The 17,116-nt window shown below is 63.1% G+C and carries 16 protein-coding genes; 11 read left to right on the top strand and 5 right to left on the bottom strand.

From position 1 onward, the window contains the following. Positions 1-10 precede the first annotated feature (10 nt). Entirely contained in the window at positions 11-979 is a 969-nt protein-coding gene (locus DCO48_RS04835; protein ID WP_116549481.1) for an ABC transporter ATP-binding protein, read from the top strand. Further along, positions 979-1,947, top strand: coding sequence for a peptide ABC transporter ATP-binding protein (locus DCO48_RS04830; protein WP_116549480.1), 969 nt, complete (start codon positions 979-981; stop codon positions 1,945-1,947). The genes DCO48_RS04835 and DCO48_RS04830 overlap by 1 nt, the downstream gene beginning before the upstream one ends. Before the next feature lie 35 nt (positions 1,948-1,982). Here the strand turns inward: DCO48_RS04830 and DCO48_RS04825 are convergent, their stop codons facing one another. Further along, the gene (locus DCO48_RS04825; protein WP_116549479.1) at positions 1,983-2,522 is read right to left on the bottom strand and encodes a hypothetical protein; all 540 of its coding nucleotides are present in this window, start codon (positions 2,520-2,522) and stop codon (positions 1,983-1,985) included. Between the two features lie 232 nt (positions 2,523-2,754). On the opposite strand from DCO48_RS04825, the gene DCO48_RS04820 reads away from it, so the two are divergent. The 4 genes from DCO48_RS04820 (at position 2,755) to DCO48_RS04805 (ending at position 6,483) form a co-directional block, all read left to right on the top strand. Next, complete coding sequence (locus DCO48_RS04820; protein ID WP_371919483.1) at positions 2,755-3,504, top strand: helix-turn-helix domain-containing protein; 750 nt, start codon at positions 2,755-2,757, stop codon at positions 3,502-3,504. Positions 3,505-3,568: 64 nt separating this feature from the next. Continuing rightward, positions 3,569-4,975, top strand: coding sequence for an FAD-binding oxidoreductase (locus DCO48_RS04815; RefSeq protein WP_116549477.1), 1,407 nt, complete (start codon positions 3,569-3,571; stop codon positions 4,973-4,975). A 32-nt stretch (positions 4,976-5,007) separates the two neighbouring features. Next, positions 5,008-5,349 (top strand): cupin domain-containing protein, encoded by a 342-nt coding sequence (locus DCO48_RS04810; RefSeq protein ID WP_116549476.1) that lies wholly within the window; start codon positions 5,008-5,010, stop codon positions 5,347-5,349. Positions 5,350-5,403: 54 nt separating this feature from the next. Further along, positions 5,404-6,483, top strand: a complete 1,080-nt coding sequence (locus DCO48_RS04805; RefSeq protein WP_116549475.1) for a polyamine ABC transporter substrate-binding protein — start codon at positions 5,404-5,406, stop codon at positions 6,481-6,483. An 85-nt stretch (positions 6,484-6,568) separates the two neighbouring features. On the opposite strand, the gene DCO48_RS04800 is transcribed toward DCO48_RS04805, so the two are convergent. After that, positions 6,569-8,152: a peptide chain release factor 3 gene (locus DCO48_RS04800; RefSeq protein WP_116549474.1), complete on the bottom strand. Its 1,584-nt coding sequence runs from the start codon at positions 8,150-8,152 to the stop codon at positions 6,569-6,571. 332 nt (positions 8,153-8,484) lie between these two features. Between DCO48_RS04800 and DCO48_RS04795 the strand changes: the two genes are divergently transcribed. Genes DCO48_RS04795 through DCO48_RS04780 form a run of 4 tightly spaced genes read left to right on the top strand, consistent with a single transcriptional unit; the run spans position 8,485 to position 11,923 of the window. Then, a complete protein-coding gene (locus tag DCO48_RS04795) occupies positions 8,485-9,198 on the top strand; it encodes an ABC transporter permease (protein WP_116549473.1) in 714 nt (237 codons plus the stop codon). Positions 9,199-9,213: 15 nt separating this feature from the next. Further along, positions 9,214-10,122, top strand: coding sequence for a glycine betaine ABC transporter substrate-binding protein (locus DCO48_RS04790; RefSeq protein ID WP_116549472.1), 909 nt, complete (start codon positions 9,214-9,216; stop codon positions 10,120-10,122). After that, a complete protein-coding gene (locus DCO48_RS04785; protein WP_116549471.1) occupies positions 10,119-10,772 on the top strand; it encodes an ABC transporter permease in 654 nt (217 codons plus the stop codon). The genes DCO48_RS04790 and DCO48_RS04785 overlap by 4 nt, the downstream gene beginning before the upstream one ends. Further along, complete coding sequence (locus tag DCO48_RS04780; protein ID WP_116549470.1) at positions 10,769-11,923, top strand: betaine/proline/choline family ABC transporter ATP-binding protein; 1,155 nt, start codon at positions 10,769-10,771, stop codon at positions 11,921-11,923. The genes DCO48_RS04785 and DCO48_RS04780 overlap by 4 nt, the downstream gene beginning before the upstream one ends. 78 nt (positions 11,924-12,001) lie before the next feature. Here DCO48_RS04780 and cysN read toward each other — a convergent pair whose 3' ends face one another. The 3 genes from cysN to DCO48_RS04765 all read right to left on the bottom strand — a co-directional run bounded on the left by cysN (position 12,002) and on the right by DCO48_RS04765 (position 15,730). Next, a complete protein-coding gene (gene cysN / locus DCO48_RS04775; RefSeq protein WP_116549469.1) occupies positions 12,002-13,903 on the bottom strand; it encodes a sulfate adenylyltransferase subunit CysN in 1,902 nt (633 codons plus the stop codon). Between the two features lie 14 nt (positions 13,904-13,917). Next, complete coding sequence (cysD, locus tag DCO48_RS04770) at positions 13,918-14,835, bottom strand: sulfate adenylyltransferase subunit CysD (RefSeq protein ID WP_116549468.1); 918 nt, start codon at positions 14,833-14,835, stop codon at positions 13,918-13,920. 136 nt (positions 14,836-14,971) lie between these two features. Then, positions 14,972-15,730 (bottom strand): Nif3-like dinuclear metal center hexameric protein, encoded by a 759-nt coding sequence (locus tag DCO48_RS04765; RefSeq protein WP_116549467.1) that lies wholly within the window; start codon positions 15,728-15,730, stop codon positions 14,972-14,974. Positions 15,731-15,948: 218 nt separating this feature from the next. Here DCO48_RS04765 and algW point away from each other — a divergent pair, with 218 nt between their 5' ends. Further along, a complete protein-coding gene (gene algW, locus DCO48_RS04760; RefSeq protein WP_116549466.1) occupies positions 15,949-17,106 on the top strand; it encodes a Do family serine endopeptidase AlgW in 1,158 nt (385 codons plus the stop codon). Positions 17,107-17,116: the final 10 nt, after the last annotated feature.

Genomic DNA, 17,116 nt, shown 5'->3' with positions numbered 1-17,116 from the left:
AGTTGCCCCCATGTCACTTCTGCAAATAAAAAATCTGAACGTGCGCTTTGGCGATGCCAAGGCGGTGCCGGTGGTCGACGGTCTCGACCTGACGGTAGACAAAGGTGAAGTGCTGGCCATCGTCGGCGAGTCCGGCTCCGGCAAATCGGTCACCATGATGGCCCTGATGGGCCTGATCGACGCCCCCGGGCGAGTCACCGCCGATGCCCTGACCTTCGATGGCAGCAACATGCTCAAGCTCAGCGGCCGGCAGCGGCGCAAGGTGGTCGGCAAGGACATGGCAATGGTCTTCCAAGACCCGATGACCGCGCTCAACCCCAGCTACACCGTGGGCTTCCAGATCGAAGAAGTGCTGCGCCAGCACCTCGGCCTGAAAGGCAAGGCGGCGCGCCAGCGCGCGCTGGAGCTACTGAAGAAGGTCGAGATCCCGGCCCCGGAAAGCCGTCTGGATGCCTATCCGCACCAGCTCTCCGGTGGCATGAGCCAGCGCGTGGCAATTGCCATGGCCATCGCCGGCGAGCCCAAGCTGCTGATTGCCGACGAACCGACCACCGCGCTCGACGTGACCATCCAGGCGCAGATCATGGAGCTGCTGCTGAACCTGCAAAAAGAGCAGAACATGGCGCTGATCCTGATTACCCACGACCTCGCCGTGGTCGCCGAAACCGCCAAGCGGGTCTGCGTGATGTATGCCGGCCAGGCTGTGGAAGTGGGCCAGGTGCCGGAACTGTTCAACGTGCCGGCGCACCCATACAGCGAAGCACTGCTGGCAGCTATTCCCGAGCACAGCGAGGGCGCCGAGCGTCTGGCCACCCTACCGGGGATCGTGCCCGGGCGCTACGACCGTCCTGTCGGTTGCCTGCTGTCGCCACGCTGCCCGTATGTACAGGACAGCTGCCGCGTGCAACGGCCGGCCCTCGATCCCCAGGCGCATAGCCTGGTGCGTTGTTTCTACCCGCTGAACCAGGAGGTGGCGTAATGAGCGTCGTTCTAACCGCCCGCGAACTTACCCGTCACTACGAAGTGTCTCGCGGCCTGTTCAAAGGCCACGCCCTGGTGCGTGCCCTCAATGGCGTGTCGTTCGAACTGGAGGCCGGCAAGACCCTGGCCGTGGTCGGCGAGTCCGGCTGCGGCAAATCGACCTTGGCCCGCGCCCTCACGCTGATCGAGGAGCCGTCCTCCGGCTCACTGAAAATCGCCGGGCAGGAAGTCAACGGCGCCACCAAGGATCAGCGCAAACAGCTGCGCCGCGATGTACAGATGGTCTTCCAGAGCCCGTACGCCTCGCTCAACCCGCGGCAGAAAATCGGCGACCAACTGGCCGAACCGCTGCTGATCAACACCAACCTGAGCAAGGCCGAACGGCGTGAGAAGGTCCAGTCGATGATGCAGCAGGTGGGCCTGCGTCCCGAGCATTATCAGCGTTACCCGCACATGTTCTCCGGCGGTCAGCGCCAGCGGATCGCCCTGGCCCGGGCAATGATGTTGCAACCGAAAGTGCTGGTGGCGGACGAGCCAACCTCGGCGCTGGACGTGTCGATCCAGGCCCAGGTGCTGAACCTGTTCATGGACCTGCAAAAAGAGTTCAACACCGCCTACGTGTTCATCTCGCACAACCTCGCGGTGGTGCGGCATGTGGCCGATCAGGTGCTGGTCATGTACCTCGGTCGCCCGGCGGAAATGGGCCCCAAGGAAGACATCTACGCCAAGCCGCTGCACCCTTATACCCAGGCGCTGCTGTCGGCCACCCCGACCATTCACCCGGACCCGCTCAAGCCGAAAATCAAGATTGCCGGCGAATTGCCCAACCCGCTCAATCCGCCTTCCGGTTGCGCCTTCCACAAGCGCTGCCCGCATGCGACGCAGCGTTGTGCAACTGAAGAGCCGGTGTTCCGCGCAGTGGGTAGCCGACAGGTGGCGTGTCACTACGCGGAACAATTTCTCTGATCAAGCGCCTGCCCTGAACGGGCAGGAGGCTTCACTCATTGAGGAAACGTGAACGAACCATCGGCCTGGCGCTTGCCCTGCACCTGCGAGCCGTCCTCGAAAACAAAGAGGCCATCCGGGTAGAGGATGCCGGTGCCGGGGTACTCGATGCGGCCATCGCTGTGCTGGATGCTGCCATCGGCAAAGGTCACACTGCCGTCGCTGTTCTGTCGGGCGTCGGGGTGCTGCTCCTTGATCTGTGGCCAGGCCGCCACGCCAACGCCGAACACAGTGGCAATGGCTATCGCCAGGTTGCCGAGCATTTCCATTTTCGCGCGGGAGGGCTTCAGCCCGGACTTGACCGGTGGTTTGACGCCGGGCTTGAACGATGAGGCGGGCGGTTTGATTGCCGGCTTGATGCCTGGCTTTTGCGGCTGTGCCGGTGGTTTTATGGCTGGCTTGACCGGCGGCTTTACCGGCGGTTTTACCTGTGGCTTGGGGGGCTGGATACTGGCCTTGGGCGCCAGCGGCTTGCTCAACGGCGTTTTCGGCATGCGCGGTGCGCAGCGTTTGATCGCCTGCAAATAGTCCTTCATCGGTACAACTCCTTGAGATAGTCGGTAACAACAGCACAACGCCGCCGGTTTCCGGCCCGCGGCGCCCGCTGTCGACGACACGTTACCAACCCCTGTTTTTGCTTGTACGATACATACCTACTGTGGCCAGCCCCCTCCCCGACCCGGCCCGAACAGGTAATCGACCATCAGCCCGATACCCCATCCGTTTGCCGACGGCCCCGAGCAAACCGCCGAAACCGCCGCCATCGTGCTGCGCTATCACCTGTGCTGGAAGCACCGTGATCTGGACGGGGTGATGGCGCTGTATCACCCGGCGGTGCGCTACAACGACTTCTTCCAGAACCGCGTGCTCGGCCTGGAGGAACTGCGCGCCTACGTGGCCGCGAGCATGCCGCGCGAAGCCGGCGAGGACATCGTCCACAGCGACCGCATCCGCGTCGATGGCTGCACCGCGTTCATCCAGTACGAAGTGACCTTGAGCGGTGGCGAAGGGCTGGTGGCGTTTCGCGCCAGCGAAGCAATCACCGTGCGCGACGGGCTGATCTGGCAGGTCAACGAATACGCCTCGCTGGTGCGCGAGCAAAGCGCCGGCGACAGCCGTGCCAGCCTGCGCCCGGCGGTCAGCCGCCTGGGCCTGTCGCCACGTCAGCTGAGCTTCATGGCCGAAGACCTCGAACACTACTTCCAGCGCCGCCAGCCCTACCTCAACCCAGCGCTGGACCTGCAGCAGGTGGCACGCGAGTGTGGCTACAGCCGCAACCAGATGTCCTACCTGCTCAACCAGGTGCTCGGGCAAAGCTTCTATCGCTATGTGAACCAGGCGCGCCTGCATCATCTGCTGGCGGAGCTGGAGCGGGCAGACGCACCGGTGCGCATCGACGACCTGGCGTTCGCGGCCGGTTTCAATTCGCTGTCGGCGTTCTACAAATGTTTCCGCCAGCATACCGGGCTATCGCCTAAGGCCTACGTGAAGCAGATTTCTCTGCGGACACGCACGTAAGACAACCGCGCTGTATTGCTTCTAGGATCGCCCACAGACCGTTACGAATGTGGAGCCCTACAGCATGCAGGCATGGCGCAGTATCAGCCTTTGGATGGATCAGCTCGAAGAGTCGCTGAGCCCGCGCACGGCCTTGCGCCAGGACCTCGATGTGGATGTCTGCATCATCGGCGCCGGCTATACCGGGCTGTGGACCGCCTACTACCTCAAGCGCCAGGCGCCGCACCTGAACATCGCCATCGTCGAGGGCAAGATCGCCGGCTTCGGCGCCTCCGGGCGCAACGGCGGCTGGCTGATGGGCAATATGCTCGGCGAAGACCGCCTGCTTGCCGACTGCACGGCGCCCCAGCGCCGCGCCGCCTACGACCTGCTGCACGGCATCCCCGACGAAGTGGAACGCGTGCTCGAACGCGAAGGCATCGACTGCGACTTTCGCAAGGGCGGCGTGCTGTACTGCGCAGCGCGCTACCGCGAACAGGCAGCCACCCTGCGCAGCTACCTGCAAAAACTCTACAAGCAGGGTTTGACCGAGCGCGAGTACCGCTGGCTGAGCCCGGCCGAGCTGGCCACCCAACTGCGCATTGCCACACCGTTCGGGGCAATCTTCAACCCCAACGTCGCCACCATTCAGCCAGCCAAACTGGTCCGCGCCCTGGCGCGGACGGTCGAGCGCATGGGCGTGAAAATCTACGAGAACAGCCCGGCTCGCGACTGGCGCCCAGGTGAAGTGCGCACCGCCCAGGGCACGGTCAAATGCCACTGGGTGGTGCCAGCAGTGGAAGGCTACTCGGTCGATCTACCCCCGCTGGGCAAGTACCAGATGCCGGTGCAGAGCCTGCTGGTGGCCACCGAGCCGCTGTCCGACCAGCTCTGGGACGAGATTGGCTTGAGCCGCGGTCAGGCCTTCAGCGAAAACAGCCGCCAGGTCACCTACGGCCAGCGCAGCGCCGACAACCGCCTGGTGTTCGGTGCCCGTGGCGGCTACCGCTTTGCTGGCCAGTTACGGGAAAACTTCGACCTCAGCGAGCGCGAAATCGAACTGCGCCGCTACCTGTTCAGCGAGCTGTTCCCGCAGTTGAAGAACGTCGCTATCAGCCACTCCTGGGGCGGCAACCTCGGCATGGCCCGACGCTTCCGCCCGCACATGCTCTGTGACCCGCAACACGGCGTGGCCCTGGCCGGCGGTTATGGCGGTGAAGGTGTCGGCGCCAGCAACCTCGGCGGCCGTACCCTGGCCGCGCTGATCCTCGAACAGCGCAACGAACTCACCGAGCAGCCCTGGGTCAAGCGTCCCGGCCGGGTCCAGCACCTGGCCCGCTGGGAGCCGGAGCCGTGCCGCTGGCTGGGCTACAACGCGATCATCAAGAGTTTCGTCCATGAGGACCAGACCCTCGCCAACCCGCACAGCGCCCCCTGGCGTCGGCGCCTGGCCAGCGCTGTAGCGGACTTCATGGAAGGCTTCATGCACTGACCCCTCGTTCCCCCAGCACAGGATTCACCGGTATGCGCATTACCCAGTTCAAGAACACCGACAGCGTCGCACTGGAACACTCGAACCCGGTCGCGGTGCCGCTCGGCGAGCCGCTGGCAATTGCCTCGGTCACCAGCGTCGAGCGCAGCGACGGCGTCGAAACCGGCATCTGGGAATGCACCCCGGGGCGCTGGCGGCGGCAAATCGTGCAGCAGGAGTTCTGCCATTTCATCAAGGGCCGCTGCACCTTCACCCCCGACGCTGGCGAGCCGCTGAGCATCGAAGCCGGCGATGCATTGATGTTGCCGGCCAACAGCACCGGGATCTGGGACATCCAGGAAACCGTGCGCAAGACCTACGTCCTGATCTTCTGATCATTTGATCGCCTGCCTCCTTCGACAACAACATACAAAGCAAGGATTCCAGACATGCGCCCATTGTTCTTTGCACCGCTGTTGCTGGCTGCCTCCGTCGCTCAGGCGGCGGAGTCGGTGAAGATCTACAACTGGTCCAGCTACATTGCCCCGGACACCCTGAAGAACTTCCAGCAGGCCAGCGGCATCGTCCCCACCTACGACGTGTTCGACAGCAACGAAACCCTCGACGGCAAGCTGATGACTGGCAACTCCGGCTATGACGTGGTGTTTCCGTCCAACCATTTCATGGCCCGGCAGATCCAGGGCAAGGCCTTGAAGGCACTGGACAAGCGCCAACTGCCGAACTGGAAGAACCTCAACCCGGTGTTGCTCAAGGCGCTGGAGGTGAACGACCCGGGTAACCAGTACGGCTTCCCGTACCTGTGGGGCAGCACCGGGATCGGTTACAACGTCGACAAGGTCAAGGCGGTGCTTGGCGAGAACCCGCCGGTGGATTCCTGGGACCTGATCTTCAAGCCCGAGTACATCGGCAAGTTGAAGGGCTGTGGCGTGGCGATCCTCGACAACGGCCCGGAGCTGTTGCCGATTGCGCTGAACTACCTGGGCTTGCCGCATCACAGCCAGGACCCAAAGGACTACGACAAGGCCAAGGCACTGCTGATGAAGGTGCGCCCGTACATCAGCTATTTCCACTCCTCGAAATACACCGGCGACCTGGCCAATGGCGACATCTGTGTGGTGGTGGGCTTCTCCGGCGATGTGTTGCAGGCAAAGAACCGCGCCGAGGAAGCGCAGAACGGGGTGAAGGTGGGTTACTCGATTCCGAAGGAAGGCGCGCCGATGTGGTTCGACATGGTCGCCATGCCCGCCGATGCGCCCAATGAGCAGGCGGGCTACGCCTACATGAACTACCTGCTGGAGCCGAAGGTGATGGCCACTATCAGCAACTCGGTGCAGTACGCCAACGGCAACCTGCAGGCGGATGCGCTGGTTGATCCGGCAATGAAGGCCAATACGATGATTTACCCGAGCGAGGAGATGCTCGGCAAGCTGTATGCACTGGAAGCGATGCCGGCGAAGATCGACCGGATCAGGACGCGGGTCTGGACCAGTGTGAAGGCGGGGAACTGAGGCACATTAGGGCGCGCCCCCTAACTGGACCGGGCGATCGCCGGCAAGCCAGCTCCTACAGGAGCCGGCGTTGCCGGCGATGCTGTTAGTGGTGCTCGCGGGTCGCGCGGAATTTCACGTCCGGCCAGCGCTCTTCCATCAGCGCCAGGTTCACCCGGGTCGGCGCCAGGTAGGTCAGGTGACCACCGCCGTCCACCGCCAGGTTCTCCACCGCCTTGACCTTGAATTCCTCAAGCTTCTTCTTGTCGTCGCAGCTGATCCAGCGCGCCGACCACACGGTGATTGGCTCGTAGGCACATTCCACCTTGTACTCTTCCTTCAACCGACTCGCGACCACGTCGAACTGCAGCACCCCCACGGCGCCGAGAATGATGTCGTTGCTGCGCTCCGGGAAGAACACCTGGGTAGCGCCCTCTTCCGCCAACTGCTGCAAACCCTGACGCAGCTGCTTGGACTTGAGCGGATCCTTCAGCCGCACCCGGCGGAACAGTTCCGGGGCAAAGTGCGGAATACCGGTGAAGCCCAGGCTCTCGCCCTCGGTGAAGGTATCGCCGATCTGGATGGTGCCATGGTTGTGCAAACCGATGATGTCGCCGGCAAAGGCCTCTTCCAGTTGCTCACGCTCGCTGGAGAAGAAGGTCAGCGCATCGCCGATGCGCACGTCCTTGCCGGTACGCACGTGACGCATCTTCATGCCCTTCTCGTACTTGCCCGAGCAGATCCGCATGAAGGCGATACGGTCGCGGTGTTTCGGGTCCATGTTCGCCTGGATCTTGAACACGAAACCGCTGAACTTCTCTTCCACCGGCTCCACGGTCCGCTCGTGCGCCACCCGCGCCAGCGGACGCGGCGCCCAGTCGACCACGGCGTCGAGTACATGGTCGACACCAAAGTTGCCCAGCGCCGTACCGAAGAATACCGGGGTCAGCTGACCGTTGATGAACTCGTCCTGGTTGAATTCGTGGCAGGCCCCCTGCACCAGCTCCAACTGCTCGATGAAGCGCTCGTACTCGTCACCCAGGTGGGCACGGGCTTCGTCGGAATCGAGCTTCTCGATGATCTTCACCTCGGTACGCTCGTGACCGTGGCCCGGGGTGTAGACGATGATGTAGTCGCCGGACAGGTGATAGACACCCTTGAAGTCCTTGTAGCAACCGATCGGCCAGGTGATCGGCGCGGCCTTGATCTTCAGGACCGCCTCGATTTCGTCGAGCAGCTCGATCGGGTCGCGAATGTCGCGGTCGAGTTTGTTGATGAAGCTGACGATCGGCGTGTCGCGCAACCGGCAGACGTCCATCAGGGCGATGGTCCGCGGCTCTACACCTTTACCGCCGTCGAGCACCATCAGCGCCGAGTCCACCGCGGTCAGGGTACGGTAGGTGTCTTCCGAGAAGTCTTCGTGGCCCGGAGTGTCGAGCAGGTTGATCATGTGCTCGCGATACGGGAACTGCATCACCGAGGTCGTAATGGAAATGCCGCGCTGCTTCTCCATTTCCATCCAGTCGGAGGTGGCATGGCGATCGGACTTTCGCGATTTGACCGTACCGGCCACGGCAATGGCCTTGCCCATCAGCAGGAGCTTTTCGGTGATGGTGGTCTTACCCGCATCGGGGTGGGAAATGATGGCGAAGGTGCGGCGTTTCGCGACTTCGGCGGCCTGTTGGGTCATGGGAAATCGCCTGACTGGTGATTCAAAAAAGGGCGGCGATTATAGCCCAAACTCACCCCCAAGCTGAACCACTGGGTCGATTCGGGCTGGCCAAATGCCGCTTCAGATGGGAACCTTTAACGCAATGGAGGCGTCCATTGCCCTGTTACGTCAACGGTCATGACCGTTCGTCAGGGTCGATTTCACCGGCAACACGAGCCTGACGAGGCTTCGCTTATAGCGTGTTTCGCCCCCTCTGGGTCGGCACGCTGCTTATCGCGACCACACTGCCTGCTGCCTGGAATGGCAGCCGCCACAGGCATGTGCTCGCCGACAAAAAAAGGAGTCCGCCTGTGGCTAAACGCTATGGCAAGGGGCTGATGGGATGGGCCACCGCGCTCGTCATCCTGGCCCTGCTGATCCACTGGATCGGCATCGATACCTTCGCGCGATACCGCGAAGACCTTTGGTTCTACCTGCAAGCGCACCTGATGCTGGTGCTGCTGTCGATGGTGGCGGCGCTTGCCGTGGGTATCCCCGCCGGCATTGCCTTGAGTCGACCGCACCGGGTCGACCGCGCCGAACGCTTCATGCAGTTATTCAACATAGGCAACACCGTTCCGCCCCTGGCCGTTCTGGCCATTGCCCTGAGCTTTCTGGGCATCGGCGCAGGCCCGGCGATCTTCGCCCTGTTCCTCGCCTCGCTGTTGCCAATTGTGCGCAACACCTTCGAAGGCCTGAAAAACGTCCCCTCTGCACTCAAGGAAGCCGCCACCGGCATCGGCATGACCCCGCGCCAGACGCTCTGGCGGGTCGAGTTGCCGAACGCCGTGCCGATCATCGTCGGCGGTGTGCGGGTGGCCCTGGCGATCAACGTCGGTACCGCGCCGCTGTCGTTCCTGATTGGGGCCAACAGCCTGGGCAGTCTGATTTTCCCCGGCATTGCCTTGAACAACCAGCCGCAACTGCTATTGGGCGCGGCCTGCACCGCCCTGCTCGCGCTGTTGCTCGATGCGCTGGTGGCACACGGCAGCCGCCGCTGGCTCGAACGCGGCCTGGCCCACTAACCGAAGGGAACTCCCATGAAAAGAATCGCCTTGTTACTGGGCGCGGCCCTGCTGTTCGCCGGATTTGCCCAGGCCGCGGAAAAACCGCTGATCCGCATCGGTGCGCGAGTATTCACCGAGCAGACCGTGCTCGCCGAAATCACCGCCAACTACCTGCGTGCGCATGGTTACGAGGTGCGCATTACCGGTGGCCTGGGCAGCACCCTGGCACGCAGCGCGCATGAAACCGGCCAGCTCGACCTGGTGTGGGAATACACCGGGGTTTCACTGGTGTCCTACAACCACATCGACGAACGCTTCGACAGCCCGCAAGCCACCTACGCCCGCGTCAAAGCGCTGGACGCGAAAAAAGGCCTGATCTGGCTGACCCCATCGAAATTCAGCAACACCTATGCCCTGGCCCTGCCGCGCAAGGTGGCCGAGCAGTATCCGCAGGTCAACACCATCAGCCAACTGAACCAGGTGCTGCGCGACGAAGCCGAGCAGGCCCACGTGGTGGCACTGGACACCGAGTTCGCCAACCGCCCCGACGGTCTGGTCGGCCTGAGCGAAACCTACGACCTGCAACTGAGCCGCCGCAACATTCGCCAGATGGACGCCGGCCTGGTCTACACCGCGCTGCGCAACGGCCAGGTATTCAGTGGTCTGGTCTACACCACCGACGGCCGGCTGAGCGCCTTCGACCTCAAGCTGCTGGAAGACGACAAGCACTACTTCCCCGACTACACCGCCGCACCGGTGGTGCGCCAGGCCGTGCTCGACGCCCATCCACAGCTGGCCAGCCTGCTCAAGCCGCTGGCCGAGCAACTGGATGACGACACCATGCGCCAGCTCAACGCCAAGGTCGACGTCGAGCACCAGAACCCGACCAAGGTCGCCGCCGAGTACCTGCGCCAGCATCCACCTGCGGAGGAGCGCCCATGAACCTGCTCGATACGTTCGCCCACCTCGACTGGGCCCAGGTGCTGCAACTGACCTGGGAACACATCACCCTGGTCGGCATCGCCGTGTCCCTGGCCATTCTGGTCGGCGTGCCGCTGGGCATTCTGATGACCCGCTTTCCGGCATTGGCCGGGCCACTGCAAGCCAGCGCCACAGTGTTGCTGACGGTGCCGTCGATTGCCCTGTTCGGCCTGCTGCTGCCGTTCTACTCCAAATTCGGCCAGGGCCTCGGCCCGCTGCCGGCGATCACCGCGGTGTTCCTCTATTCACTGCTGCCGATCCTGCGGAACACCTACCTGGCGCTGACCAACGTCGAGCCAGGCATTCGCGAGGCCGCGCGCGGTATCGGCATGACCTTCGGCCAGCGCCTGCGCATGGTCGAGTTGCCGATTGCGCTGCCGGTGATCATCGCCGGCGTGCGCACCGCAGTGGTGATGAACATCGGCGTCATGACCATCGCCGCCACTATCGGCGCCGGCGGCCTGGGTGTACTCATCCTGACTTCCATCAGCCGCAGCGACATGTCGATGCTACTGGTCGGCGCCGTGCTGGTGAGCCTGCTGGCCATCTTTGCCGACCTGCTGCTGCAAGCCCTGCAACGTTCGCTGACTCCAAAAGGACTGCTCAAATGATCGAACTTCAAAACCTTGGCAAAACCTTCCATAGCAACGGCAAAGCCATCAAGGCCGTCGACTCGGTAAGCCTGACGGTCAACGAAGGCGAGATCTGCGTATTCCTCGGCCCGTCCGGTTGCGGCAAGAGCACCACCCTGAAAATGATCAACCGGCTGATCGCGCCGACCGCCGGCAAGGTGCTGATCAATGGCGAGGACACCACCGGCCTGGACGCGGTAACGCTGCGCCGCAGCATCGGTTATGTGATCCAGCAGACCGGCCTGTTCCCGAACATGACCATCGAGGAAAACATCACCGTGGTGCCACGCCTGCTCGGTTGGGACAAGCAGAAGTGCCATGAACGGGCCCGCGAGCTGATGCGCATGATCAAGCTGGAGCCCAAGCAGTACCTGCATCGTTACCCGCGGGAATTGTCCGGCGGGCAGCAGCAGCGCATCGGGGTGATCCGGGCGCTGGCGGCGGATGCGCCGTTGCTGCTGATGGACGAGCCGTTCGGCGCGGTCGACCCGATCAACCGCGAAATGATCCAGAACGAGTTCTTCGAGATGCAGCGGGCGCTGAACAAGACCGTGATCATGGTCAGCCACGACATCGACGAGGCGATCAAGCTGGGCGACAAGATCGCCATCTTCCGCGCCGGCAAACTGGTGCAGATCGATCACCCGGACACGCTGCTGGCACACCCGGCGGATGACTTCGTAAGCAACTTCGTCGGCCAGGACAGTACGCTCAAGCGACTGTTGCTGGTGCGGGCCGAGGATGCGGCGGACAACGCGCCGTCGGTGAGCCCGGAAACCCCGGTGAGCGATGCGCTGGAACTGATGGACGAGCACGACCGTCGCTACGTGGTGGTGACCGATGCCGAGAACAAGGCCAAGGGCTATGTGCGTCGGCGCGATCTGCATCGCCAGCAGGGAACGTGTCAGGACTTCCTGCGTAGTTTCAATGCGACGGCGGCGCATGACGAGCACCTGCGCATCCTGTTGTCGCGGATGTACGAGTTCAACCGTGCGTGGCTGCCGGTGCTGGATGCCGAGCAGGTGTTCCTGGGCGAGGTGACGCAGGAGTCGATTGCCGCGTACCTGAGCTCGGGGCGTTCGCGGGGGGGCAAGACCAGCATTGTGTCGCCGGCTGAGGCGGTGGTCTGAGGGGCTCGTCCCGCGATAGGCCATAAAAAACCCCGCCAGGGTCAGGCCCGGGCGGGGTTTTTCATTCTGCACAGCGGCTTAGATCGCGCCACGCTTGCGCAGCAGGTCGAGTACCTGCTTGACGCCGTCTTCCAGGCTGACATGCTGGGTATCGATCACCAGATCGGCATCCAGCGGCACGTCGAACGGGAAGCTCTCGCCTGGGATGTTATCCCCACCCGCCGCATACAGCCCCTGCGGATCGCGCTCACGGCAGACCAGCGGCGAAGCCTGCACGTAGACCGTCAGCAAACGCTCCTTGCCGATCAGCGCCTTGGCCTGCTCACGCCCCTCGGCATCCGGCGCAACGAACGCCGCCAGGGTCAGCAGGCCGGCTTCGTTGAACTGACGCGCCACGTGCGCGGCACGCCGCCAGTTCTCGGTACGCCCGGCACGGTCCTGCGGCAGGCCCTTGTTCAGGTCATGGCGCAGGTTCTGCCCGTCCAGCACATACACCGCACGGCCCATGTCGAACAGCTTGCGCTCCACGGCATAGGCCAGGGTGCTCTTGCCCGCGCCGGACAGGCCGCTGAACAGCACGGTGGCCGGCTGCTGGCCGAAGCGCAGTGCGCGCTCTTCGGTGGCCACGTGGGCCAACTTGCCATGCTGCCCCACCGAACCATGCGGCACCACCGGCGGCGCGATGATCATGCCCGCACCGACAGTGCCGTTGGTCAGGCGGTCGATAACGATGAATGCACCAGTGGTGCGGTTGCTCTCGTAACCGTCGAGGGCGATCGGCGCGTCGAGGCTGACCTTGACCTGGCCGATTTCATTCAGTTGCAGGGCGCTGGCAGCGCCCTGCTCCAGGGTGTTCACATCGACCTTGTGGGCGATGCTGGCAATCGAGCCCGGCACGTAGCTGGTGGCGCGCTTGATGTCGTATTTCTTACCCGGCAGCATCGGCTCTTCGGCCATCCACACGAGCATCGCGTCGAACTGGTCGGTAACCGGCGGGACGTTATCGGCATGCACCAGCAGGTCGCCACGGGAGATGTCGATCTCGTCTTCCATGGTCAGGGTGACCGCCTGGCCAGGGCCGGCGTTCTCCAGCTCACCTTCGAAGGTGACGATGGATTTGACCCGGCTGCTCTTGCCCGACGGCAACACGACGATCTCGTCGCCCTTGTGCACCACGCCGCTCGCCAGGGTCCCGGCGAAGCCACGGAAGTTCAGGTTCGGCCGGTTGACGTACTGCACCGGGAAGCGCAGGTCGGTGAAGTTGCGGTCGGCCGCCACTTCCACGGTTTCGAGGATTTCCATCAGCGCCGGGCCGCTGTACCACGGCGAACGCTCGCTGCGGTTGACCACGTTGTCACCCTTGAGCGCCGACATCGGCACGAAGTGCAGGCTGCTCGGGTTCAGCTTGATCGCGTCGGCAAACTGCAGGTAGTCGGCCTTGATCGACTCGAACACCTGCTCGTCGAAGCCCTTGAGGTCCATCTTGTTGATGGCCACAACGATATGCTTGATGCCCAGCAGCGAGGCGATGTAGCTGTGCCGGCGGGTCTGGGTCTGCACGCCGTAGCGGGCGTCGACCAGAATGATCGCCAGGTCGCAGGTGGACGCGCCGGTGGCCATGTTACGGGTGTACTGCTCGTGGCCCGGGGTGTCGGCAATGATGAACTTGCGCTTGGCGGTGGAGAAATAGCGGTAGGCCACATCGATGGTGATGCCTTGCTCACGCTCGGCCTGCAGGCCGTCGACCAGCAGCGCCAGGTCGATGTCTTCGCCGGTGGTGCCGACTTTCTTCGAGTCGCGGGTGATCGCTTCCAGGTGATCTTCGTAGATCATCTTGGAGTCGTGCAGCAGGCGCCCGATCAGGGTGCTCTTGCCGTCGTCGACGTTACCGCAGGTCAAGAAGCGCAGCAGTTCCTTGCGTTCGTGCTGGGCCAGGTACGCGAGGATGTCCTCGCTGATCAATTCGGATTGGTGCGACATGCTCTGACCCTAACTTAGAAATAGCCTTGGCGTTTCTTGTCTTCCATGGAACCTGCGCCATCGTGGTCGATGACACGGCCCTGGCGTTCAGACGTACGCGTCAGGAGCATTTCCTGAATGATGTCCGTCAGGCTCTCGGCCTCGGACTCCACCGCGCCCGTCAACGGGTAGCAGCCAAGGGTACGGAAACGGACTTTCTTCTTGACGATGCGCGCCTTCTCCTCGTCGGAGAGGTGCTCGAGGATGCGCTCGTCGTCGATCATGATCAGCGTGCCGTTTTTCTCGATCACTTCGCGCTCGGCGGCGAAGTACAGCGGCACGATCGGGATACCTTCGAGGTAGATGTACTGCCAGATGTCCAGCTCGGTCCAGTTCGACAGCGGGAACACGCGGATCGACTCGCCCTTGTTGACCTTGCCGTTATAGACGTTCCACAGCTCGGGACGCTGGTTTTTCGGGTCCCAGCGGTGCTTGCTGTCACGGAACGAGTAGACCCGCTCCTTCGCCCGCGACTTCTCTTCGTCGCGGCGCGCGCCACCGAAGGCGGCGTCGAAACCATGTTTGTCGAGTGCCTGCTTGAGCCCCTCGGTCTTCATGATGTCGGTGTGTTTGGCACTGCCGTGGGTGAACGGGTTGATGCCCTGGGCGACGCCGTCCGGGTTCACGTGAGTGATCAGCTCCAGGCCCATCTCCGCGACCATCTTGTCACGGAAACTGTACATCTCCTGGAACTTCCACTGGGTGTCGACGTGCATCACCGGAAACGGCAGCTTGCCCGGGAAGAAGGCTTTGCGCGCAAGGTGCAGCATCACGGCCGAATCCTTGCCAATCGAGTACAGCATCACCGGGTTATCGAACTCGGCGGCCACCTCACGAATGATGTGGATGCTCTCCGCCTCCAACTGTTTCAAATGCGTCAGTTTGTCGACCATGGCTACTCACGGAAAATCGATCTTATGGACGGCCAGCGGGCCGTGTTCGAGCGAGCCACTCTATCACAACGTCCTATTCTATTTAGGCGCCCAAGTAGAACGAAACAGTATAAGAATATGCCCTCTCGTTTTAGCCTCAGATCGGGTTCGGGCAGTCGATAAACAGGTGTTCGAGGGCGAACCGCCGCGCCAGATAATCGCCCAGTGCCTGCACCCCGTAACGTTCGGTGGCGTGGTGGCCGGCGGCGATGAAACTGATGCCGTTTTCGCGGGCACTGTGGAAGGTCTGCTCGGAGGCCTCGCCGCTCAGGTACAGGTCGACCCCGGCGGCAATCGCCTGGTCGATGTAGCCCTGGCCGCCGCCCGTGCACCAGCCAACCCGGCGGATGATCTGCGCGCCTTCGATCAGCAGCGGTTCGCGGCCCATCACTTCGCTCACCCGCCGGGCGAAGTCGCGGGCCGACAGCGGCTCGGCCAGCGAGCCGACCAGGCCGACCACCCGCGGGTTGGCCGGGTCGAGCGGGCCTTCGACGGTGATGTCGAGCTGTCGCGCCAGTTGCACGTTATTGCCGACATCGGCATGCAGGTCCAACGGCAGGTGGTAGGCGAGCAGGCTGATGTCGTGCTTGAGCAGGGTTTTCAGGCGGCGCTGCTTCATGCCGGTGACGCACGGGTTCTCGCCCTTCCAGAAGTAGCCGTGGTGCACCAGCACCAGATCGGCGCCAGCCTCTACTGCGGCGTCGAGCAGTGCCTGGCTGGCGGTAACACCGCTGACGATACGCGACACCTGCGGGTTGCCTTCGACTTGCAGGCCGTTGGGGCAGTAATCCTGGATTTTGGCGCTGCCCAGGTAGCGATCGGCTTCCTCGACCAGGGTATTCAGGGCTACAGCCATGGAAAGACTCCTCAATTCAACAGTTCAGCGCGGCACAAGGCCTCGTATAATGGCCACCATTATGGGCCGTCGGCTGTTCTGGGGGAACCGACGGTGGGTGACGGGGTGGTCTGGCTTATTTAGCGGTTCCTGCACCGGCGCTGGCGCAGTATGATCGCGCGCGCTCATTACTCCCCCATGGCAAGACTGGCTCTGGCCATCTCCCCAGGATTCGTTAAATGCTCAAGGCTCTGCGTTACGTTGGCTGGCCACTGTTCACCGGCGTGCTGATCGCCCTGCTGGTTATCCAGCGGTTTCCTCACTGGGTCGGCCTGCCGAGCCAGGACGTCAACCTGCAACAGGCGCCAAAGACTTCACGGGTCATTCAGGGCCCGGTGTCGTATGCCGACGCGGTGAGCCACGCAGCCCCGGCCGTGGCCAACCTGTACACCACCAAGGTGGTCAACAAGAGCGCCCATCCGCTGTTCGAAGACCCGCAGTTCCGGCGCTTCTTCGGCGATAACCTGCCCAAGCAGCGGCGCTGGGAGTCGAGCCTGGGCTCGGCGGTGATCATGAGCCCGGAAGGCTACCTGCTGACCAACAACCACGTCACCTCTGGTGCCGACCAGATCGTGGTGGCGCTCAAGGACGGCCGCGAAACCCTGGCGCGGGTAATCGGCAGCGACCCGGAAACCGACCTGGCGGTGCTGAAGATCGACCTCAAGGACCTGCCGGCAATCACCATCGGCCGCTCCGACAACATTCATATCGGCGATGTCGCCCTGGCCATCGGCAACCCGTTCGGCGTCGGCCAGACGGTCACCATGGGCATCATCAGTGCCACCGGACGTAATCAGCTGGGGCTGAACACCTACGAGGATTTCATCCAGACCGACGCGGCGATCAACCCGGGCAACTCCGGTGGCGCACTGGTGGATGCCAACGGCAACCTGACCGGGATCAACACAGCGATCTTCTCCAAGTCGGGGGGCTCGCAGGGGATCGGTTTTGCCATTCCGACCAAGCTGGCGCTGGAGGTGATGAAGTCGATTATCGAGCATGGCCAGGTGATTCGCGGCTGGCTGGGGATCGAAGTGCAGCCGCTGAGCCAGGAGCTGGCAGAGTCGTTCGGCATGCAGGGGCGGCCAGGCATCGTGGTGGCGGGGATCTTCCGCGACGGGCCGGCGCAGAAAGCCGGGTTGCAGTTGGGTGACGTGATTCTGAGCATCAATGGCGAGCCGGCCGGCGATGGCCGGCGCTCGATGAACCAGGTGGCGCGGACCAAGCCGAACGACAAGATCGCGATTGAAGTGGTGCGTAACGGCAAGCAGTTGAAGCTGACGGCTGAAGTCGGCTTGCGGCCGCCACCGGCGCCGGTGGCCAAAGAGGAACAGTAAGGCCTCAGGG

This window comes from Pseudomonas sp. SDI, from assembly GCF_003105155.1.
Lineage (GTDB): Bacteria > Pseudomonadota > Gammaproteobacteria > Pseudomonadales > Pseudomonadaceae > Aquipseudomonas.
This window is presented reverse-complemented; position numbering and strand designations above follow the sequence as displayed.